Source organism: Ruminococcus sp. 1001136sp1 (assembly GCF_039841815.1).
In the GTDB taxonomy this organism is placed as follows: domain Bacteria; phylum Bacillota; class Clostridia; order Lachnospirales; family Lachnospiraceae; genus Blautia_A; species Blautia_A faecis.
In genome coordinates this window covers 79356-101221 of sequence record NZ_JBDPGY010000002.1, presented here as the reverse complement: position 1 = coordinate 101221, position 21866 = coordinate 79356, and the positions used below count along the sequence as shown (strand labels likewise).

General features: G+C 43.1%; 16 protein-coding genes. 3 read left to right on the top strand and 13 right to left on the bottom strand.

Translation table 11 applies throughout. The features are described 5' to 3' along the window. Positions 1 to 933, bottom strand: a complete 933-nt coding sequence (locus tag ABHC48_RS02405) for an AraC family transcriptional regulator (RefSeq protein ID WP_195699939.1) — start codon at positions 931 to 933, stop codon at positions 1 to 3. Positions 934 to 1050: 117 nt separating this feature from the next. Between ABHC48_RS02405 and ABHC48_RS02400 the strand changes: the two genes are divergently transcribed. Next, positions 1051 to 1434: a DUF3783 domain-containing protein gene (locus tag ABHC48_RS02400; RefSeq protein WP_195699940.1), complete on the top strand. Its 384-nt coding sequence runs from the start codon at positions 1051 to 1053 to the stop codon at positions 1432 to 1434. A gap of 213 nt (positions 1435 to 1647) precedes the next feature. Here the strand turns inward: ABHC48_RS02400 and ABHC48_RS02395 are convergent, their stop codons facing one another. The 4 genes from ABHC48_RS02395 to ABHC48_RS02380 all read right to left on the bottom strand — a co-directional run bounded on the left by ABHC48_RS02395 (position 1648) and on the right by ABHC48_RS02380 (position 6294). Continuing rightward, positions 1648 to 2670: a substrate-binding domain-containing protein gene (locus ABHC48_RS02395; protein WP_173717939.1), complete on the bottom strand. Its 1023-nt coding sequence runs from the start codon at positions 2668 to 2670 to the stop codon at positions 1648 to 1650. A gap of 110 nt (positions 2671 to 2780) precedes the next feature. Continuing rightward, entirely contained in the window at positions 2781 to 3785 is a 1005-nt protein-coding gene (locus tag ABHC48_RS02390) for an ABC transporter permease (protein ID WP_118577741.1), read from the bottom strand. 2 nt (positions 3786 to 3787) lie between these two features. Further along, positions 3788 to 4783 carry an ABC transporter permease gene (locus ABHC48_RS02385; protein ID WP_173769559.1) on the bottom strand — a complete coding sequence of 332 codons (996 nt, stop codon included), beginning with the start codon at positions 4781 to 4783 and terminating at the stop codon, positions 3788 to 3790. Beyond that, the gene (locus ABHC48_RS02380) at positions 4783 to 6294 is read right to left on the bottom strand and encodes a sugar ABC transporter ATP-binding protein (protein WP_118577743.1); all 1512 of its coding nucleotides are present in this window, start codon (positions 6292 to 6294) and stop codon (positions 4783 to 4785) included. Before ABHC48_RS02380 ends, ABHC48_RS02385 begins: the two co-directional genes overlap by 1 nt. Before the next feature lie 318 nt (positions 6295 to 6612). On the opposite strand from ABHC48_RS02380, the gene ABHC48_RS02375 reads away from it, so the two are divergent. Then, positions 6613 to 8160 carry a response regulator gene (locus ABHC48_RS02375; protein WP_195379220.1) on the top strand — a complete coding sequence of 516 codons (1548 nt, stop codon included), beginning with the start codon at positions 6613 to 6615 and terminating at the stop codon, positions 8158 to 8160. Positions 8161 to 8232: 72 nt separating this feature from the next. Then, positions 8233 to 10062 (top strand): histidine kinase, encoded by a 1830-nt coding sequence (locus tag ABHC48_RS02370; protein ID WP_195379219.1) that lies wholly within the window; start codon positions 8233 to 8235, stop codon positions 10060 to 10062. 125 nt (positions 10063 to 10187) lie between these two features. On the opposite strand, the gene ABHC48_RS02365 is transcribed toward ABHC48_RS02370, so the two are convergent. The 8 genes from ABHC48_RS02365 to ABHC48_RS02330 all read right to left on the bottom strand — a co-directional run bounded on the left by ABHC48_RS02365 (position 10188) and on the right by ABHC48_RS02330 (position 21824). Continuing rightward, positions 10188 to 11606, bottom strand: a complete 1419-nt coding sequence (locus tag ABHC48_RS02365; RefSeq protein ID WP_173717089.1) for an arabinose isomerase — start codon at positions 11604 to 11606, stop codon at positions 10188 to 10190. 289 nt (positions 11607 to 11895) lie between these two features. Then, positions 11896 to 13299: a rhamnulokinase gene (gene rhaB / locus ABHC48_RS02360; protein ID WP_118577746.1), complete on the bottom strand. Its 1404-nt coding sequence runs from the start codon at positions 13297 to 13299 to the stop codon at positions 11896 to 11898. A 566-nt stretch (positions 13300 to 13865) separates the two neighbouring features. Then, positions 13866 to 14978, bottom strand: a complete 1113-nt coding sequence (locus tag ABHC48_RS02355) for a substrate-binding domain-containing protein (RefSeq protein WP_118577747.1) — start codon at positions 14976 to 14978, stop codon at positions 13866 to 13868. Between the two features lie 180 nt (positions 14979 to 15158). Then, entirely contained in the window at positions 15159 to 16136 is a 978-nt protein-coding gene (locus tag ABHC48_RS02350; protein ID WP_118577748.1) for an ABC transporter permease, read from the bottom strand. 10 nt (positions 16137 to 16146) lie between these two features. Further along, positions 16147 to 17658, bottom strand: a complete 1512-nt coding sequence (locus ABHC48_RS02345) for a sugar ABC transporter ATP-binding protein (protein ID WP_148461187.1) — start codon at positions 17656 to 17658, stop codon at positions 16147 to 16149. A gap of 20 nt (positions 17659 to 17678) precedes the next feature. Then, positions 17679 to 18656, bottom strand: a complete 978-nt coding sequence (locus ABHC48_RS02340) for an ABC transporter permease (RefSeq protein ID WP_118577750.1) — start codon at positions 18654 to 18656, stop codon at positions 17679 to 17681. Between the two features lie 371 nt (positions 18657 to 19027). Beyond that, positions 19028 to 20023: a substrate-binding domain-containing protein gene (locus ABHC48_RS02335; RefSeq protein WP_195699942.1), complete on the bottom strand. Its 996-nt coding sequence runs from the start codon at positions 20021 to 20023 to the stop codon at positions 19028 to 19030. Next, entirely contained in the window at positions 20010 to 21824 is a 1815-nt protein-coding gene (locus ABHC48_RS02330) for a sensor histidine kinase (RefSeq protein WP_195699943.1), read from the bottom strand. Before ABHC48_RS02330 ends, ABHC48_RS02335 begins: the two co-directional genes overlap by 14 nt. Between the last annotated feature and the right edge of the window lie 42 nt (positions 21825 to 21866).

Sequence of the window (21866 nt, the reverse complement as noted above, 5' to 3'; positions counted from 1 at the left end):
CTACCATCCCTCCTCTGAATGAATATCAAATTTCAAAAGCTGCTGTTCGTAATTTTCCGGGCGTTTCCGCCACTCTGCCGGCGACATTCCCATCAGCTGGCGGAAGTTCCGGTTAAATGTGGAATTGGTTGTAAAGCCACATTTGTAGGCAATATCTGCGATAGACTCATCCGTCTTTTTCAGGATCTCACAGGCAGTCTGAATCCTTACTTTGTTAATATATTCCAGAGGGCTCATGTGCATATAGGAGGTAAACACCCTGCGAAAATGAGTCTCACTGATATGGCAGGCTTTTGCCAGATCACCAATTCGGATATCCTCCATATAACATTGTGAAATATAGTCGATGGCCCTGGAGATCATATTGGTGATCTTTCCTTTTTCCTCAATATTTTCTTCAGCAGAGGAACGGTTCATTCTTGCCACTTCCGCAAGTAATGCCAATAATACTCCTTTGGCCTCTTCCAGATAAAACTCATCACTGGCGCGCATAATTTCCAGTATCTTGATTATTTTGTTTGAAAGGCTTTTATATTCTGATTCTTTCAGGCAAAGTGCTTTTGAATAAATACGCTGGATCATTTTTTCTGCCCTGAGGGGCGTTCCTGCAGCCACCTGCAAAAAACCTTCCGCATCAATAAACAAATATTCCCATTTGCTGATATTTCCCACATCGCTGGTGGTCGTATGGGGAAAGTTCGGTGGAATAATGGTAAATTCCCGCCCTGCAAAGCGTACAGGCTCTTCTCCTAACACCAGCTCTCCTTCGCCACTGTAGCAGAAACCGATCTCCAGATAGTTATGAAAGTGAAGGTAATCCACATCCCTTCCATAATTCTGCACCCACTTTTCACCAGGAAGTGCCAGAATGGGGATTCCATCCTGCATCTGGTAATAGCGGAATTCCATTTTCATTTTTCGTTTTTTCGCCATGTAGTCTCCTGTAACAAAATTAAAAATATAGTTTTTTTTATCATACCACACTTTCCTTGTAAAAAGGGAATTTTTCTGCTATTCTCTTTTTAGATAAACGCAAAAAGGAGGATACTTATGTCCCAAACCCAGATTTTATTATATAATTTTAAAGATGAGGATCGTCTTCGCCAGATCCGTAGATATTTGAACCGGCACAGAATCTCTGTCCGCATGGTACAGCAGCCAGAGTACCTGGAAAGTCTCGGATTTCTCTTCGAGATTCCTGGGTTTTCTAAGAATCCGCTATTTAACCTTGGAAAAAATTTTCAGGAAGAAATGATGGTGCTGAAGGATTTTTCCAGTGAGCAGCTGGATGAATTTCTGGCTTTCTTTAAGGAAAATGGCCTGCTGCCAGTGAACTTAAAAGCTATGCTTACACCGGTTACGGTTCACTGGGACTCTTTGAAGCTGCATGATGAGCTTATGAAAGAACATACGGAGATGCATTCACACAAATAAGCCAAATCAAGATCTGCTTCCTTGTCTGGATGAAGGCGCCACAGCGGGCTACGGCAACCGAATTCGGGCAAAATGTACCGCAAAGTGTGCGTGCAGATTGCGGGAATAATTTTTCAGACACACTTTAGAGCGTATCTGAAAATCCAGGACGCGAAAAGGCCCTGCACTCGGCAGGGTCTTTTCTTTATTAACATCTAATCTTAAACGGTCTGATTAGTACAATTTAGCCATCTCTTCGATGTTGTCTGGGTTGAACTCAAGCGGAGCGCCAAGAACTACTTCTGTACCACCGTCATCAGCTGCTGTGATTGTGTAGTCACCAAGGTCACCAGCTGTGAAGGTTTCATCAGCAGCACCTGTGATCTCGTCGTTGATCAGAGCAATTGTTGTCAGAGCGGAAAGTTTTCCAAGGCCCTGCATATCCCACAGATAGAAGTATGGGCAGGAATGCTCATCATCAGCACCTGTGTACTCAAGCATCTCAGATGGAAGTCCAAGACCTGTCAGTTTGCAAGCAGATCCGTTGTCCTGAAGGTATTTAGCAGCTGCAGCGATACCAACTGTTGTAGGTGCGCAGATAACTTTCAGATCCGGATATTTCTCAAGAAGAGCTGCTGTCTGGTCTGTGGATTTCTGTGGCTCGTCATCGCCATATGCAACTTCTACAAGCTCAAGCTTGGAATATTTGTCATCCTCTTCCATAATCTTCTTCATAGCATCGATCCATGCGTTCTGGTTTGCAGCCTGAGAAGTAGCGGAAAGAATTGCGAACTGTCCCTCTCCACCGGAGATATCAAGGCAAGCATCAAGAAGAGCCTGTCCTACAGCAACAGTACCAGCCTGGTTGATGAAGATCTGACGGCTGTCTGGGTTTGTAGCAGAGTCGAAGCAGGAGATCTTGATTCCTTCATCCATAGCTTCCTGTAATTTTGCCTGAAGTGCGTTAACATCATTTGCAGAGATGCAAATTGCATCGTAGTCCTGAGAGATCAGGTTGTCAAGAACTTTGATCTGAGCATCTGCTGTAGCTGCCTCTGGGTAAACAGTATCAACTGTAGCTCCCTCTGCTTCAGCTGTCTCTACGAAGGATTTTGCAGCGATTTCGAAGAATGCGTTACCAGCTGATTTACCAACCAGTGCGATTTTCTTTCCGTCAGCTGAACCAGCCATAGCCGGAACTGCGGATCCAAGGATCATTGCTCCACAAAGAAGTGCGCTTACGATTTTTTTGTTCATGTTTTTTTCCTCCCATGGAATAATATAGTTTTTGTATTTGTAACTGCCCCGCCTTCTGCAAGGCAGTTTACAAGCTTTATAAGGTTATATATGAGTTCGTTAAGGATTTTTTATTTCGCTGTTTTTGCTTTTTTCTGAATCTCTTTGATGATGTTCGGAAGTGCAACTGCACCGATCAGAAGCACACCGATGATCAGCAGGATAACCTGCGGATGAATGTTTCTCTGTCCAAGTCCAACACGAAGGCAGACGATGATAAATGCGGAAATCAGACCGCCTGCGATATTACCTTTACCACCTGTGGAGGAGATTCCTCCGAATACTGCCATTGCAATGGCATCCATCTCAAATCCGTTACCAGTTGTGGTATTTGCACCGAATGAGGAAGACATCAGGAACAGTGCACACAGTCCGGAGATGGTTCCCATCAGAGTGTAGATCACGAAACGGATCTTCTGTACATGGATTCCGGAGTAGTAAGCTGCAAGACGGTTGGTACCGATTGCATATACTCTGCGTCCGAAGGTACATTTTCCAAGGATAACTGCTGCAATGATTCCAAGGATCAGAACCAGGAAAAGAATGTAAGGAACACGTCCTACTTTTCCGCCAAGTGCAGCAAAGCCTTCTGTGTTTGTTACGGAAATACTTCCGCCGCTTCCAAGAACGATCTCTGCAATACCTCTGAAAATGATCTGGGTTGCAAGTGTTACGATCATTGGAGGCAGTTCTTCAAATCTGGTAAGAACAAATGCGTTTACAGCACCGCAAAGGGATCCGACCAGAAGTGTAGCAAGGATTACCACGATAAACGGGGCTCCTGTGTTTGCCACAATACAAGCCATTGTTGCAGAGAGACACACGATAGATCCAACGGAAATATCGATCTCGCCAAGTACCAGAATGTATGCCATCGGCAGCATCAAGAAGATTTCTGCCAGATAAACAGGCATCTGACGGAGCAGACTCTTCAGATTATAGAACTCGGAAAAGTTTGCACAGAAAATATTTACTGCAATAAACAGGAGTACCAGAATGCCTTCCCAGCTGAAGATCATCTGTTTCACAGGGCTTTTCGGCACGTTGTTAATACTTCTTCCAGATTTTCCAGCCATGATTACATCTCCCTTCCCTTTAATGCATTTTTGTCAGCTGTACGCTGTAAAACAATGTTTACAACAACGACTACAAGAATGATAACACCCTTGATGGTATTCAGCCACAGCTGATCGAAGAATGGAATCAGCGGAAGTGCCTTTGCAATAGTTGCAAGGATCAGGGATCCAAGAAGAGCACCAAGTACTGTACCACGTCCACCACTCATGCTTACACCACCGATAACGCAGGCTGCGATAACGTCCATCTCACCGCCCTGCTGCATATCAGGCATTGCAGAAGCGTAAATAGAAACCTGAAGGGCTCCGCCAAGACCTGCAAGAAGACCCATGATAGTGTAAACAAGAAGCTTAATATTTTTTACATTAATACCGGAAACTTCAGCTGCGCTCGGGTTACTTCCTACTGCATAGATTCTTCTTCCGATGGTAGTCCATTTCATGAATACGAAGAAGATTACATAGCAAAGGATGATTACCCAGATAACAAGGCTCATTCCCAGGAATTTTGTTGTTGCAAAATCTTTAAATTCACCAAGGGCTGCTGCACTTGCCCACTCACCATTGTGGGAAACCAGATATCCCATTGCACGGTAGATGTACATGAAGCCCATTGTTGCAATGATCGGAGGTACATCTGCTCTGGAGATTACAAGACCTACCAGGAAACCACATGCGATTCCGATTGCCAGCGCGATCACAAATGCCAGGAAAGTACTGGAAATGTGTTCATATTTCAGAAGCATACCAATTGACATACCAGTCAGTGCCAGAGTAGACATGATGGAAATATCAATTCCACCTACCAGCATAACACACAGCATACCAAGTGACATTACCATTGTTACCGCATTGTTTTTCAGCATATCCGTCAGAGACTTGAATGTAAGGAATGACGGGCTGATGATTGTGATTACTACGAAAAGCAGAACCAGGATCACTGCAAGCAGTGCTTCACGGGAACCTGTCAGCTTTTTCATGAAAGATTTCTTTTCCATTATTTAGCTGCCCCCTTTCCTGTTGTACCTTTCTCCATAGCCAGCTCAAGGATCATCTCCTGAGTTGCCTCTCCTCTTCCAAGCTCTCCTGTCTTACGTCCGTTGCACATTACAACGATTCTGTCAGACATTCCAAGGATTTCAGGCATTTCTGAGGAAATCAGGATGATCGCATAACCTTTCTTTGCAAGGTCACCCATAATCGCATAAATCTCAGCTTTGGCACCAACGTCAACACCTTTTGTAGGCTCATCCATGATTACGACTTTCATCTCCTGGCTAAGCGCCTTGGCAACTACAACCTTCTGCTGGTTACCACCTGACAGAGAGCTTGCAGGCTGGAAAATATCAACTGCTTTGGTATCAACCTCTTCCAGAAGTCTCTTGGAAAGATCTCTTTCTGTCTTCTCGTCATTGAAGCCGTTCTTCGCATATTTGCTGATAGTCGGAAGTGTTACGTTTCTTCCAAGTCCCCAGCTCATGATCAGACCTTCCTTCTGACGGTCCTCTGGAAGAAGGATAATACCTTCTTTCATTGCGTCAGATGGCTGTTTAATATGTACTTCTTTTCCCTCCAGATAAACCTTTCCTTCATCTGGATTTGTGATTCCACAGACGCTCTCTACAACTTCTGTACGTCCTGCACCAACCAGACCTGTAAGACCTACGATCTCGCCAGCGCGTACATTGAAGGAAACATCTTTGAAATATCCGGTACGGGATAAGTGCTCGATACGAAGCATCTCATCACCAATCTTAACCTCCGGTTTCGGGAACAGATCCTTGATCTCACGGCCAACCATGGCTTTGATCAGGTCTGCATTGGTGATCCCGTCTACATCATAGGTACCAATATACTGAGAGTCACGGAAAACAGTAACTCTGCTTGCCAGGCGGTACATATCCTCAAAACGATGGGAAATGAAGATAATGGAAACGCCTTTTTCTTTCAACTGATCTACGATTCTGTAAAGCTCCTCGGATTCTCTCTTTGTAAGAGAAGCGGTAGGCTCATCCAGGATCACGATCTTTGCATTTGTGGACAATGCCTTTGCGATCTCAACCATCTGCTGCTGGGCAACACTTAAGGTTCCCATTTCTGCTGTGGAATCGAAATCTGCATTCAGCTGCTTCAGAAGCTTGTTTGCCTCCTCGTTCATGGCCTTCCACTGGATCATGTGATTCTTCTTGATCTCATGTCCCATAAAAATATTTTCAGCCACTGTTAAATGTGGATAGGATGTGGGGTGCTGGTAAACAGCTGCAATTCCTGCTTCCTGTGCATCCTTCGGACCTTTGAAATCCACTTTTTCTCCAAACAGGTACATTTCGCCTTCTTCTGCTTTATGTACACCGGTAATTACTTTAATGAAGGTAGATTTACCTGCACCGTTTTCGCCCATCAGTGCGTGAACTTCGCCAGGTTTTAACTGGAACTGTACATTGTTCAGTGCTTTAACGCCGGGGAAAATTTTCGTAATGCCTTTTAATTCAAGAACATATTCAGACACGGCTTTTTCTCCTCCCTTTCTTGATCTGTTATTATTCTACCACCTGTGCACTTTGTTTGAAAATGGGAAAATATTTTGAAACAGGGTAAAATATTTTCCACTTAATGGGTAAAATTTTCCACCCGGTTTTAAATTTTTCACAAAACTGCGTGCTTTTGGTATCGTATTTTGGATATAATTGTGGTATGATGGGTGTGGTATTTTTATTAATACGTTTTTATAACCTTGCAGATAACTGTTCATTTCTTTCACAGTTACTGTCCTTTCACTAATCAGGAGCTCCGGTAATTTCCAGAGCCCCTATAACGGAGATTCATTATGAAATTACTGATCGTAGACGACGAAGAGCTTACCCGCACCGGTGTAATTTCTTCCATTGACTGGCAATCCATCGGAATCCGGGAGGTTCTTCAGGCGGATGATGGAATAAACGGAATTGAAGTGGCCAGAGTACACAGACCGGACATTGTGCTATGCGATGTACGTATGCCCCGTCTGGATGGAATCGCAATGCTGGAACGGCTGGAAGAAATTCTTCCTGATATTGTTCCTGTTTTTATGAGCGGATATTCGGATAAAGAATATCTAAAGGCTGCCATCAAGTTAAAAGCCGTCAATTATATAGAAAAGCCTCTGAACCCTGTGGAAATCCGGGATGCCATCGTGGAAGCCCGTGATCTTTGCCTGGAAAAAAAACGCACCCGGCAAAATGCGTCCATCCATTCCATGGAAAGCGCTTCCCGCCTGGCCCTTCTTCTCACCCAGCCTTTCGCCCATGCGAAGGAAAGTATTGACCAGCTCATAGATGAGCTGACTCTGTCTATTAGCAATACCACTCCCTTTACTGCAATTGTGCTTAAGACCGATACCGAGGAGGAGTTTCCTCTTTCAGAAGCAAACGCCATATTTCTGTCCGTCCAGGAATTTTTAAAAACCTTCCATATAGATTGTATTTTTGCAGAAAAGCGTGTACAGTATATGGTTTACTTTTTGTTTGGTTCCTCTCCTGGAGCTGCCGTTCGAAAAAGCATTGAAGAATTTTTCTGTAGTCTGTATTCCCGCTGCACCAGATTCTGCATCGCAGCCGGAGATACTGTTACAGGCATTTCCAGAGCTTATCAGTCCTATACTTCTGCTGTTATTTCCCTGCAGAGCAGCTTCTTTTTCCCCACAGGTACCTTTCTGTCTCCTTTTTATCAGGCACCTGTTTCTGAAACAGCAGCAGAGCTTTCTGCCAGTCCGGAGAATGAATTTCTCACTCTTCTCACTGAAAAAAATAAGGAAAAAGCAAAAGCTTTCCTTGACAATCTGTACCTGTATTATAACCAGAATCAGAATGTTCTGCCTAACCAGGCCAAGGATCTCTATTACAAATTATTCCGTGCTTTGGATAATGCTGCACGTCAGCTGAAGCTAACCTTATCCGATACCCAGGAAAATTTAATAGACACATTGGAGAAGATTTTTTCCTATAATGAGATGCACCAGAAGCTGGTAAAAAAGACAGAAATTTTTTTCCAGACAGCAGCCAGCACAGAAGAAGAAAATTCTACTATTTTTCTGATCAAGGATTACATTGGACAGAAATATATGAACGAGACCTTATCTGTGAAAGATATCAGTGATCATGTATTTTTATCAACCTCGTATGTGTGTACCTTCTTCAAAAATGAGACCGGTCAGACTTTAAATCAGTACCTCACAGAATACAGAATGGAAAAGGCCAAGCAGCTGCTGTCTGACCCCAGGTATAAAATTACGGATATTTCCTCGCGGGTGGGGTACAGTGACGGGAATTATTTCGGTAAAAGTTTTAAGAAGTATACAGGTTTTTCTCCTTCTGAATATCGAGAGAAGATGAGTTAGTTTCATGCGCCGCACAAAAAAACTTTTATGTATCCCAAAATATCTGCATAGTTTTAAGGAGTGTGAAATAATTTGCATAAGCTTAAGCAATGGTACCAGGATCTGAACCTGCAGTCCAAGTTTACCCTGGTACTTCTTTTGATCGTGTCAATTCCTGCGATCGCCATTATCTTCTTTTTTTATGGAAGAGCCTACGACATGGTAGTTTCCTATACGATCCGCCAGGAACAGGACCGGTCTGCAGAAACGGCGCCGTTGATAGAAGAATCCATTCAGAAAGTCCTGGATGTAAGTGAAGAAATTTCTTCCCTTGATTTTTACCAGACACTTTTTAAAAATGCCATAACCGACTCCTTCACGGATCTAGCAGATTCCCCGGATGCGGCATCTTTTTCCCAAAAGGTAGATCAGCTGATCACTGGTACACCTGTTACCAATGTCAAAATTTATATGGAGGTACCAAAAGACTCTCCTTCAGACATAAATGCACTTTTAAATAAGGAAGACCTGAAAGATACTTTTCTATCTCTCGATCAGATCCGTGGAACCTACTGGTATGGTATTTTCCGCGGAAGCCGCGTTTCCCAGCTTTTTTGTCCCTCCTTCTATCTTGGTACAAAGGAGCAAAAGGCATATGGAAATCAGGCATATATCACCCATGCTTCTGTGATCTATAACAACAGAACTTATGATGCTTATATGGCGGTCTATTATTCCGGTCATGATTTTCAGCAGATTCTGTCTGAGAATCTTACTCTGGACGACAGTGTATCTTATATTATGAATGAGCGTAACAACCTGGTTTCTGCTTCCAGTGATTCTCTCGCCGGAATTTACTGGCTGGATTACGACAAGATCATGGAGTCCTACATGTCCTCCAACAGTTTCGTGGAGCAGGATATTCTAGGGAAAACCGTTTACGTTGGTTTCTACCGGATCAAACAGCCAGGCTGGTTTATGGTGACGGTACTTCCCTCCCAGCCCCTGATCAATCAGAGTAATATCCTGGTTTTGCAGTTTTTATCCATTTATATTGCGGTACTGGTGCTTGCCTTTTTGCTTGCAAGTACCTTGTCCAAATCCATTACAGGGCGAATTTCCTCCGTTATCAGTCAGATGAGAACAGTCCGTCACGGTCCTCCGGTCCCTATGGACAGCCCAAGTGCGCACGATGAAATTGGTGACCTTATTGATACATACAACTATATGACACGCAAAATGAACCAGCTTATGGAAAAACAGGCCCAGGCTGCTGAGGATCTGCGAATTGCCGAGTTTAATTCCCTGCAGGCTCAGATCAATCCCCATTTTCTTTATAATACCATGGATATGATCAACTGGATGGCCCAGCAGGGACGTACCTCTGAGGTCTGTAACGCAGTGCAAAGTCTTTCCAGATTCTACAAGCTGACACTTAGTCGCAAAAAGGGAATCAGTACTATCGCCAAGGAAGAAGAACATGTTTCCATCTATGTTCACCTGCAGAATATGCGCTATCATGACAGCATTTTCTTCATTTCCGATATTCCGGATGAACTGATGGAATACCAGATTCCAAAGCTGACCCTGCAGCCTGTTATAGAAAATTCCATACTTCACGGCATTCTGGAAAAAACTTCCAAGTCTGGAACTATTGTACTTACCGGATGGATGGAGGATGGGGATATTGTACTTCTGATTTCTGATGACGGAGTTGGAATCGCGCCGGATAAACTGCCCGTGATTCTTTCCGGGGAAGGAACCAGTATTTCAGGTGGAACTAATATTGCGATCTATAATACTCACAGACGGCTTCAAGTGCTTTATGGCGCAGATTATGGATTGACTTATTCCAGCGATGTAGGAAAAGGAACTGAAGTGCAAATCCGAATTCCGGCAAAGAAGGATGTAGAAAACAAATAGCAGTTTAATCTTATCATCTACAGCAAAAGAGAGAGTCTGACGACTCTCTCTTTTACTGAATATGAATATGTGTACAAACCATATAGATGGTCTTATTCTTGCTATTATTTGCACAGCTTTGAAAATTATCTTGTTACAATATCAACCGGTACATTGAAGATCTTTGCAACCTTCAGGATGGTATCAATATGTCTGCCTGTTGCAGCTGCCATATGATGTGTCGGGCCAGCTTCACTCCAGCGGTTTACAAACTCTCTTGCACCACATGTAAAACGAGTTCTCATGTTCGTATCGCCAAAGGAAAGGATTGGTCCTTCCTCATTGATTCCCTCAGCAACAACGAATTTGAATCGTCCGTCTCCATCCTGTGTGATTGCAAGATAGGTAACCGGACCTGTGTATGGATAGAACTGTGTCAGATATCCGCCGCCTGTTTTGCCATGGAACACTGGTACGATCTTCATGGTAGGTTTCTTATCAGAAATATCGGCATCACCACTTCCGGAATGACCGATAATGCAGATGTCATCATTGAAGTCAATGGAATACATCTCGGAAAGCTGGCCTGTGCCGGAAATTGTCTTCAGAATACTCATTGCCATGGCAACCTTCATATCACCCTCAACAGCACATGCAGTACCCTGTTTGATCAGCATAGAGAATGCCGGAATCAGCATACTGTCAAGGACACCAGCCTTGCCCTGTGCAAATCCGTCATAATGGGAAGCGATCATTCCAAGATGCTCGTCCTTTACCCATTTCTCAAATGCTACAACATATTTTGCCATATCCCATACTTTCTCAATTGTTCCGCCGCCCTCAATATCAAAGGTGTCCAGAATATCCTGAGCTTTTGCACGAATTGCATCCTCATCTGTGATATCATCCGCAATTGCCCACATTTTTTCCCAGTCAAACTGTTTGGTATAAAGGAACATTCTGTTATACAGGTTAGTCTCATCAATGTAAAGGTCCATCATACCTGGGTAAGGTCTTCCAATCTGGGCAATATTTGTGTCACGGAATCTTCTTCTTACCTGAGCTGCTTTACACCAGTCTTCAATCTCAGCCTGAACATCTGGATCTCCGCCTTCTACAACACCAGTGATAACAGCATGTCTCTTTCCAGCTCTCTCAAGGTCAGCAACAGCTTCTCCAACAGCACCGCAGGCATATCCTTCGCCGAGCCATGTAGCAATGTCTGTGTGATCGTAATCCAGAGCTTTCAGCTTCTGAACATTTACCAGAACAACCGGAACATTCAGGTCACGGATTGCAGGAAGCATGTTGTAGGATGTAGCGTAGGTTAACATCTGAAGGAAAACGAGATCAACGTCTGCTGCACGGAATTTATCCCCAGCAGCCATAGACTGTTCTTTTGTTGTTACCATTCCTCCATCGATGATTTCTACGGTATCCGGAATTGTTTTCTTAAATGCCTCGTACTGAGCCTCAAACTCTGGTACCAGTGAAGGGAACTGAGGCAGATATGCGCCTAAAGCAATAGAAAATACACCAACTTTTGCTTTTGTGTTTACTAACATAGTAGTACCTCCTGTTTAATTTGATATATTATGCATCTGTGATTCAGGCTGCAGACATAACGCTTATTGCTCATAGGTTCAGAAACAATCTGTTTGCCCATATGCCACAGCTTCATAACCACAAATGGTTACTGTTCACTCCGTTCACAGTAACGCGCTTCGCGCTGAGATTCTCGGGTTTTCTGTGAACTTTGTTCACAAAAAACACCTCGCGGAACGTTACCAGTGAACAGTAACCACAAATGCCATTATACAAATGATCGTATATCCCGGCTGTTTTAACTTTTCATTAAGCCTGATATACTTTAATTCCAAAAGACTCATGAATGGTAGTACGAGCCTCTTCGATTGATTTAAACTCTTCTGCTTTTAACATCTGAGCAGTAATATTACCGATTGCAGTTGCCTCTCCAGGACCTGCATGAACCTCTTTTCCTGTTGCTCTCGCAGTCAGCTCATTAAGATAGCCTGCGTTGGAACCTCCGCCAACTACATGGATACGGCTGAAGGTTCTTCCTGTCATCTCTTCCAGTTCCTTTGCTGTCTTTGCATAGCACTCAGCAAGACTGGTATAAATAACAGTAGCAATTTCTCCTAAAGTTTCCGGAACCTTCTGTCCGGTTCTTCTGCAGTAATCTTTAACCTCTTCGATCATGCTTTCCGGAGAAAGGAAGCACTCATCATTTGCATCTACTCTGGATGGGAAATCTTTCGCTTCCTCTGCCATCTGACAGATTTCTGCAAATCCATATTTATCATCATATTCATGACGAACAGACTGGATCATCCAAAGTCCCATGATATTCTTCAGATAACGGAATCTTCCTGCATAGCCGCCCTCATTCGTAAAGTTCATCTCGCAACTCTTCTTGGAGCAGTCAGCTTTTTCTCTTTCAATTCCCATCAATGACCATGTTCCGGAGCTGATATAAATAAAATCGTCGTCGTTTGCAGGAACTGCAAGAACTGCGGATCCGGTATCATGTGTAGCCGGTGCTACAACTTCCACATCAAACCCAACTTCTGCTTTTACCTCTTCTGTAAAGTGTCCAACACTGGTACCAGGCATGATCAATTTCTGGAACATTTTTCTTGGATATCCAAGTTTATCAATCAGTTCGTAATCCCAGTCCTTTGTTTCTGCATTTACCAGCTGACCTGTTGTTGCCTCTGTATACTCACAGGTTTTCTTGCCTGTAAGAAGATAATGGAAGTAATCCGGTACATGAAGCATAGTTTCAGCCTGTTCCAGATATTCCGGATGTTTTGTCTTCACAGCCATCAGCTGATATACAGTGTTAAAAATTGCTTTCTGAATACCGGTACGTGCATAAAGATCCTCAAGAGAAATCGTCTTATATACTTCCTCATCCATACCTTCATTTCTGTGATCACGATATCCAACTGTATTTCCAAGAACCTTGTCGTCCTTATCCATCAGTACAAAGTCAACGCCCCAGGTATCAACACCCATGCTTACCGGAATCTTGCCGATCTCTTTACATTTCTTAAGACCATTCTTAATTTCCTGGAAAAGTCTGTCAAACTCCCAGCAAAGCTCGCCGTCTTTCTTTACCATTCCATTCTCAAAACGATGAACTTCCTCAAGCTCCATTTTTCCATTCTCAAGATGTCCAAGGATCAGACGTCCGCTGGAAGCACCGATATCTACTGCTAAATAATACTTTGTCATTTTATGAAACCTCCTCAATTGTAAAATTACGCTGTATATATCAAGGTTCCTGTCTTATTGTCCTACACAAATGTCTCATCAAACATTTTCCATAAACAATAACGTTACTGTTCACTCCGTTCACAGTAACGCGCTTCGCGATGCACAGAAATCATGCATTCGCATGATTTCGCACCGCAATTCTCGGGTTTTCTGTGAACTTTGTTCACAAAAAACGCCTCGCGGAACGTTACCAGTGAACAGTAACACAATAACGTACCAATCCTGATATTCCTCATACAGCGGCTTTTCTAATTGATGATATCATAGTACTATAATATTCATCAATAAATAAGAACCTTGTTTGTCTAAAAAAGTGTCCTTATTTGCAAACAGAATGTTCTGTCCACTATATTCACAAAAATCCTCTCACATAAAGTATCTGGAAGATAGTGACAATATTTTCCGTGCTGCAATAATTCCTCTTTCACCCAGAAAACCCCCGGGGCAATGCCCCAGGGGTCTGTTTCATTCACAGTTTATAAACCTGCAAACATTGGACGTTGTATCGTCTCTTTACTTTTTAATTAGTCATAAAGGTTTGGAGCGATGTCTTCAGCGTCGATGTTTGTAGAATCATACCAGTAACCAGCTGTAGGAACATCCTCAAGCTCAGCTCCGTTAGCAGCTGCTGTCAGAGCGTAGATTGCATAATATCCCATCATCAGAGGAGACTGTGTAACTGCACCAAGGAATGTGCCATCTGTTACAGCTGCTTTAATGATAGAACCAGCGTCGAAACCAACACCGATAACATCACCGTTAGCTGCGTCAGAACCAAGAACGTTCAGGTTAGCGTTAGCTGCAAGAACACCCTCTGCTGCAACCTGGTTGGAACCGAAGATTGCGATACAGTTTTCCTGGGAAAGGATAGCCTGAGCCTCTGTGGAGCAAAGCTCTACAGTTGTCTGTGCCGGAACTGCAACCTGGATAACAACGTCTGCGTCAGCTTCTTCAGCGTCAGCACCTTCTGCTGCGTTTACATAGAACTCATTACCTTTAACTGCTACTGTTTTTCCATCAGCTTTAATCAGCTCGATCATCTTATTGATGAATCCTGTACCACGCTGCTGGATGTTAAGAGCTGTAGCATCCTGGTTAACCTCACCGATGATAACCTGTCCGTCAGCGTTAGCGATAACGTCTTTGATTGCCGGATACATGTTCTCAGCTGCTACAGAACCAGCCTGATTGTTGTCTGTGCAGACTTCGCAAACTACAGATCCTTCCGGAGCATCAGCGATACCTGTATCAAATGTAACAACCGGGATTCCTTTGTCAACACATGTCTGAAGAGCTTCCTGAACAGAAGATGTATCACAAGCTGCAAGTCCTAATCCAACAGGATTAGCTGCGATAGCTGTATTGATCATGTTAACCTGGTCAGCGATATCGGACTCACTGTTTGGTCCCTGTGCTGTATAGGTAACACCTAATTCTTCAGCAGCTTTGTCCATACCTTTCATAGCTGCTTCCCAGTATGTAGACTGGAAGGATTTAACCATCATTGGGAACTCATAAGCTTCGTTAGCTGTAAGTCCTTCAAACTGATCTTCCGGAGCTGCCATAACAGTTGTTGCTGCTAAACCAGATACCATTGCTGCACAGAGTACTAATGCCATAACTTTCTTTGCTTTCATTTACTACTTCCTCCTTGAAATAAAAAATTATATAGTTTTTTATGATGATACGTCGCTACACTCTCCGACGCTTCACATCCGTTATGAAATTGTTGCTGTTTACCAGCTGTTCTGCTTATAAACAGAATTTTGCTTTTCTTCAGGCTGACTGTCTGTAAGCCAGCCTGTATGTTTCAGTTATTAGTGTGCACTTTTTTTCTCTTTCAGGATATCGATCAATACTGCAACGATCAATACAACACCTGTGATGATCTGCTGCCAGTTTGCCTGCAGACCGACATATGGAAGACCTGTCTTTAACAGCATGATTACGAAAATACCTACCAGAGTTCCTACTACAGATCCATAACCACCGGAAGCTGCAACACCACCAACGAATACACCGCCGATTGCGTCCATCTCAAGTCCGGCACCAGTACCAGGCTGTACAGTAGGAGTTACTGCTGCGTATGCGATAGCTGCAAGTCCGGTAAACAGACCGCAAACTACGTATACCATTACATGGTAAAACTTAACATTGATTCCGGAAAGAGCTGCTGCTTCTTTGTTGGAACCGATTGCGATGGTGTAACGTCCGAATTTTGTATGATTCAGAACGAACTCCATCAGGATTACCAGAAGGATCATCCAAAGGAAACCGAGCGGGTAACGGGAAGCGCTTCTTCCCTGTCCGATTGTCAGTTTAAAGATGGAATGGAACCATCCGCCTGGCTGATTCAGTGTTGGCCATGGTGTAGCACTGCAAAGAGAACCAGCACCACGGGTAATCATACAGGTACAAAGAGTAGCAAGGAATGGCGGCAGGTTCATGATACCAATGAGAACACCGTTCAATGCGCCGATTGCAATTCCAAGCACTACACAGAGCAGCATTGCTACTACTACTGGAACATTGTTGCTTCTTACAAGTGTTCCGCCGATCAATGCGTAACATACCATACCAGTTCCGATTGACAGGTCTACACCGCCTGTGATAAGCGGGAATGTAACACCGATTGCCATCAGAAGGTCATAATATGAGAAATCCAGCATACTCAGGATTGTGGTGTACTGTCTGAACTCCTTACTCATAAAGGAGAAAACAGCAGACAGTGCAATGATAACCAGCAAAACAATAAATCTCTGATCACTTAAAATACTTTTTTTCTTCTTAGTCATGACGTCCTCCTTAATCGATATTCCGTGTCGCCTTATTCATGATGTGTTCCTGTGTAGCTTCAGAAATATCAATATTTCCTGTCACCTTACCTTCACACATAACGATGATTCGGTCACTCATTCGGAGAATCTCGGTCATTTCAGAGGAAATCATAATAATAGATTTTCCTTCTGCTGCAAGCTTGCTCATTAACTTGTAGATCTCGTTCTTCGCACCAACGTCGATACCTCTTGTAGGCTCATCGAAAATCAGGATCTCACTGTCACGAGTAAGCCATTTTGCAATAACTACCTTCTGCTGGTTACCACCGGAAAGATTCACTACCAGCTGGTCTGTAGAAGGAGTCTTGGTTGCAAGCTCTTTTACATATCTCTCTGTAACTTTTTTCTCTTTGGCTTTGTTGATGAATAAACCGTTGCAATATTCTTCCATGGTAGCCAGGGTTGTATTCTCTGTTACAGATTTCTGAACAACAACTCCATATCTTCTTCTGTCCTCAGACAGATAACCGATACCATATTTAACAGCATCCTGTGGGCTGTTGATGGTTACTTCATGGAGCTGTCCATCTTTACCCATAATGGAAATCTTACCGCTCTGTTTCGGATCTGCCCCAAACAGTGCTCTGGCTGTCTCGGTACGTCCTGCTCCCATCAAGCCTGAGAAGCCAAGGATTTCACCTTTACGAAGCTCGAAGCTTACATCCTGAACCATCTTGCCTGCGTTCAGATGCTCTACCTTCAAAACAACCGGGGCATCTGGCGCAACCATGCTATGATCCTTCGGATCTTCGTAAATAACACGACCAACCATCATGTTGATAATATCTTCTTTTGTACTGTCTGCTGTGATCAGGGTTCCAACATAGCCACCATCTCGCATGACAGTTACACGGTCTGTGATGACCTTGATCTCATCCATACGGTGTGAGATGTATACAATACCAAGATTCTTCTTACGAAGGTCTTTGATGATTTCAAATAAATCCGCAATCTCCTTCTCAGTAAGAGCTGCTGACGGCTCATCAAAAATGATCACCTCAGCTTTGTGGGAAATAGCCTTTGCAATCTCACACATCTGCTGCTTACCAACAGTAAGATTACTCATTTTTTCTCTCGGATCAATCTCAATATTCAGATCCTGAAATAATTTCCTGGAATCTTCGATCATCTTCTTGTCGTCTACACGGATTCCCTTCTTCGGTTCACGTCCGATAAAGATGTTCTGTGCAACAGTCAGATCTCCGATCATATTTAATTCCTGATGTACGATTACCACTCCGGCATCCTGAGCTTCACGGGTATTGTGAAATTCTGTCTCTTTGCCTTTATATGTAATTGTTCCGGAATCCTTCTGGTAAATACCGGTAAGTACCTTCATCAGTGTGGACTTTCCGGCTCCGTTCTCTCCCATAAGTGCATGTACTTCACCGCGTTTCACTTCGAAATTAACATGATCCAGGGCATGAACTCCAGGAAAGGACTTATCAATATCCTTCATAGTTAAAATAACTTCACCCATTGTCGAATCCTCCCTTATGATCAGTTCTTTCTGCGTCTTGCAGAAACGTCAGCGTAAACTGCTACAATAACAATGATACCTGTAATAATCATCTGCTGTCCTTTGCCAAGACCAAATGCCATGATTCCCTGCTGAAGAAGAGAGATGATAAATACACCGATCACAGTACCGCCGATGGAAGCAAGTCCACCAACCATGGATGTACCACCCATTACACAGCCTGCAATTGCCTCGTTGTTATACTGATCGCCATATCCTGGCTGAACGGTTGTATAAGTAGCAACAAAGAACAGTGCTCCGATTCCTACCAGGAATCCACAGATCACATATGCAAGCATTCTCCATTTTCTGGTATTGACACCAGAAAGACGAACTGCCTCGCTGTTAGATCCAAGACAAAGGATATAACGTCCTGGCTTTGTATTGTAAAGAACAATACCGCAAACCACTGCCATTCCAAGGAAGATCACAAGACCAACCGGGAATCCATTATAAGATGCGATATTACGGAACCATCCGTTTACCGGATCAGAACTCTGCGGCCAGCTGACTGACTGTGTCTTGGTAAATACAGAAGCAATACCTTTTGCAATGTTCATGGAAGCCATGGATACGATAAATGGCGGAACTGACATATAAGAAACCAGCCATCCATTAAATATACCAAATGCAAGACCAATGAGCACACACAGAACCATGGCAGCTGCACAGGGAACTCCATAAGAAGTCATGCAGTAACCGGAAACCAGTGCACAGCAGAACATAACCGGTCCGATGGAGAAATCAATTCCTCCTGTAGCAATTACAAATGTTACTCCAAGTGATAAAAAGCCCAGGAAGTATACATAGTTCAAAGTAGATTTGATACTGTCGCCAACAGGGAATTTACTTCCGAGTACTACCTTGAAAACTACGAACATAAGAACAAGAATACAAACAAGCATGATTCTGTTCAGGCCGAGCTTTTTCACAATTGGATTTTGTTTTAACTTTTCCAACTTTTCACCCTCCTTGATTTTTTGTTATTGTCCAGGTTTACCTCACTCTTCCTGAGCAATAACTTTTTGCACTCTCTGCGTTTTCTATATAATACCTTGAATTCTGCACAATTGTAATAGAATATTTTCCAGAAAAAGGTTAAATATTTACGGTATGGTCATAAATTTTTAACCTTTTATGTGAAATATGCACTAACACTTTACCGTGTAAAATCAAAAAACCTCAAATTCAATCCTTTTCATACGTAAGAAACGCAAAAGGATCGAACCTGAGGTCTCATTTTATCTGACAGAGTATATTAAAAAGATCTGGTACAGCATAAATCGGGTAACTCTTCTGCAAAACGTGCAGCTGTGAAGATACAGAACAGCTACAAAGTCTGTTTTATGGTATTAAATGGGAAGATCAGCTTTTCGATTTCGCTGGAATACATATTCTCCGGAGTTACAAGCTGACAGCCGGAATTTACATTCTCATCGTAAGGTTTGCCCTGCAGCATACGCACAGTCTCCGTTACACCCAGATAGCCCATCTTAAACGCTTTCTGCACAACAATTCCCTTGAAGACACCCTTTTCCATAAGCTGAACCGCTTCCTGGGAGCTGTCTACCCCCACTACCTGGATTCGGTCTTCCATATCATGTTTCTGTACCGCCCGTGCTGCGCCTACAGAGGAATATTCATTCATTCCTGCAATCATTTCAAGATTCGGATATTTCTCCATCAGTTCTTCTGTAAGCTGGGAAGCCTTATCAAACTGGGAATTACAATATACTACGTCTACAACATTCTTATTATAATCCCCCAGACCTTCCCGAAAGCCCTGTTCTCTTTCGATTGCAGTGGAAACACCTTTTACATGGCTTACAATTGCAATCTGGGAATCCTTATTTAAAAAAGTTCTGGCATATTCCCCCAGTTGCTTTCCTGCTTCCAGGTTATCTGTGGCAACTGTCATATCCTGAATATTGCTTTCTGTATAGGAATCTATAAATGTGATCTTGATTCCCTTATCTTTTGCCTTCTGCAATAATTCATCGGAAGCATCAAAGCTGGAAGGGGAAAACAATATTGCATCCGGATTTTTCTCAATGGCCTCTTCCAGAAGTTTATTCTGTACCTCCACATCCTGTTCTCTCTCCGGTGCCAGCACTTCCAGTTCTGCACCGCATTCCTGCGCCGCCATTCTTGTCCCTGAAATCAGGGAGGTCCAGAAGTCATTGGTTCCATCCTCTGTTTTCGGTATGTAAATTAATGACCACTTTTTGTTATTATTTTTTTGACGAATATGAAGCATTCCTCCGGAAACCAGACACACCGCCAGCGCTATGCATACAAGCATAAGCCATTGTTTACGCTTTTTCATGATGTTCCTCCTGCTCGATCGGAATTACCACTGTAACAGTCGTACCTTTTCCTTTTTCACTTTTATAGCTCAGACCATATTCCTTTCCATAGTACATACTGAGACGTCTTTGAACGTTGTATACACCGACACCATTAGAACGATAATTGACTTTATGCTTCTCAAAAATCCGGTTCAGGGTCTCCGCATCCATTCCCACACCGTCATCTGCTATTTCGATAACTGCATTTTCATCTTTCTGGTATCCGTTAACAGTAAGCATCCCTTTTGATTCCTTATATTTAAGACCATGATAAATTGCATTTTCCACAATTGGCTGAAGTACAAGTTTCACTATATGCACACTGTTAATAGATGGATCCACATTGATCTCAAATTCCAGTTTATCCTTATAGCGCATTTTCTGAATGGTGAGATAACTCTTTACATACTGGATTTCCTGGCCGATGAGGACCGTTTCATCTTCGTTGCTGATACTTTGCCGCAAGAGCCGTGCCAGAGAAGCGGTCATCAGTACTACATCTTCATATTTCTTCCCTTCCGCCATCCAGATAATGGAATCCAGCGTATTATAAAGAAAGTGGGGATTGATCTGGGACTGAAGAGCTTTCAGTTCACTCTTTCGCTTCAGTTCCTGTTCGTGGACATTCTGTGCCATCAGATCTTCAATCTTGTGGGTCATCACATTGAATGATGTGGTAAGACTTCCAATTTCATTCTGGGAAGGTATAACCAGATCATCTGCTGCCTTGAAATCTCCTTCCTGAACCCTTTCCATAGAATCACGAAGCTTCTGAATCGGAAGAGTTATGCTTCTGGCAATAAAGCTGGAAATAAGCATGGCAATCACAACCAGCACAATGGCCGTCATTACATATATGTTATTGGCCTCTTTGCTGCTCTTTAAAAGCTCTGCCATGTTCATGCAGCCAACAATCGTCCAGCCAGTTATCTCAGAGCGGGCAAGTGTATAGATTTTTTCGTCATCTCCCTCTCCTGTTACTACCGTATCTGTGTCGGCATTCATAACAATATCAATGTTCTCCGTCTGAAGCTCATTATACAGCTGCTGCTGGCTTGGATGATAAACGATGTTCCCATTCTGATCCAGAATAAATACATAACCCTTATCCCCAATGCTGTTCTGGTCACAGAGCTCACTGATAGCGCTGTAATTCAAGTCAATAAATACAACACCGTCACTGTTTCCCGTGCCATAGAAATTGTGGACTTCGCGGCTTAAAGTAATCACCCACGGACGCTGCCCCTTGATCACATGCTGGACATGGGAAGAACTGAGACAATACTGATTGTAGTTATCTACCGCATTGGTGTACCACTCCTGAGTGGAAAGATCCAGATCCGGATTGGTGGCCTGATATCCGCTGTTTATAAGCATAACTCCATCTTTTTGCACGATTCCAATATTGCAGATGTCATCACGGCCTTTCAATATCGTACTAAATTGTTCCAGGAGACGTTTCCTGTGTCCTTCTTTTACAGCCTCATCCTCACCGATGCGCTGGTACAATAGCTGATACGCATCCTGGCTTTTTGCAATAACTGAGGCAATATTATCCATATATGTAATATATGAATCAACATTCTGATTCAGCTGATGTATAATTGTCTGGGTATAAATGGCAGAGTTCTCATAAACTGTAGAATTCGTATATCTTACTGATACTGCAGTCGCTGCAAGCACCGCACAGAGAACCAGAGCAGAAACAGCCACAAATATAGTGCTTTGAATACTTTTAAAGCCTTTAAGAAATTTTCGCTCTCTTTTGTTTTCATTCATAGGCTGCTCTCCCTTGCATTTTTCTCATTCATTTCAACTTTT

Excerpts from the sequence above, each read along its gene's own strand:
- ABHC48_RS02395 (WP_173717939.1), bottom strand. The coding sequence starts at position 2,670 with ATGAACAAAAAAATCGTAAGCGCACTTCTTTGTGGAGCAATGATCCTT.
- ABHC48_RS02350 (WP_118577748.1), bottom strand. The coding sequence starts at position 16,136 with ATGACTAAGAAGAAAAAAAGTATTTTAAGTGATCAGAGATTTATTGTT.
- ABHC48_RS02365 (WP_173717089.1), bottom strand. The coding sequence starts at position 11,606 with ATGTTAGTAAACACAAAAGCAAAAGTTGGTGTATTTTCTATTGCTTTA.
- ABHC48_RS02330 (WP_195699943.1), bottom strand. The coding sequence starts at position 21,824 with ATGAATGAAAACAAAAGAGAGCGAAAATTTCTTAAAGGCTTTAAAAGT.
- ABHC48_RS02335 (WP_195699942.1), bottom strand. The coding sequence starts at position 20,023 with ATGAAAAAGCGTAAACAATGGCTTATGCTTGTATGCATAGCGCTGGCG.
- ABHC48_RS02390 (WP_118577741.1), bottom strand. The coding sequence starts at position 3,785 with ATGGCTGGAAAATCTGGAAGAAGTATTAACAACGTGCCGAAAAGCCCT.
- ABHC48_RS02400 (WP_195699940.1), top strand. The coding sequence starts at position 1,051 with ATGTCCCAAACCCAGATTTTATTATATAATTTTAAAGATGAGGATCGT.
- ABHC48_RS02345 (WP_148461187.1), bottom strand. The coding sequence starts at position 17,658 with ATGGGTGAAGTTATTTTAACTATGAAGGATATTGATAAGTCCTTTCCT.
- ABHC48_RS02375 (WP_195379220.1), top strand. The coding sequence starts at position 6,613 with ATGAAATTACTGATCGTAGACGACGAAGAGCTTACCCGCACCGGTGTA.
- ABHC48_RS02385 (WP_173769559.1), bottom strand. The coding sequence starts at position 4,783 with ATGGAAAAGAAATCTTTCATGAAAAAGCTGACAGGTTCCCGTGAAGCA.
- rhaB (WP_118577746.1), bottom strand. The coding sequence starts at position 13,299 with ATGACAAAGTATTATTTAGCAGTAGATATCGGTGCTTCCAGCGGACGT.
- ABHC48_RS02405 (WP_195699939.1), bottom strand. The coding sequence starts at position 933 with ATGGCGAAAAAACGAAAAATGAAAATGGAATTCCGCTATTACCAGATG.
- ABHC48_RS02355 (WP_118577747.1), bottom strand. The coding sequence starts at position 14,978 with ATGAAAGCAAAGAAAGTTATGGCATTAGTACTCTGTGCAGCAATGGTA.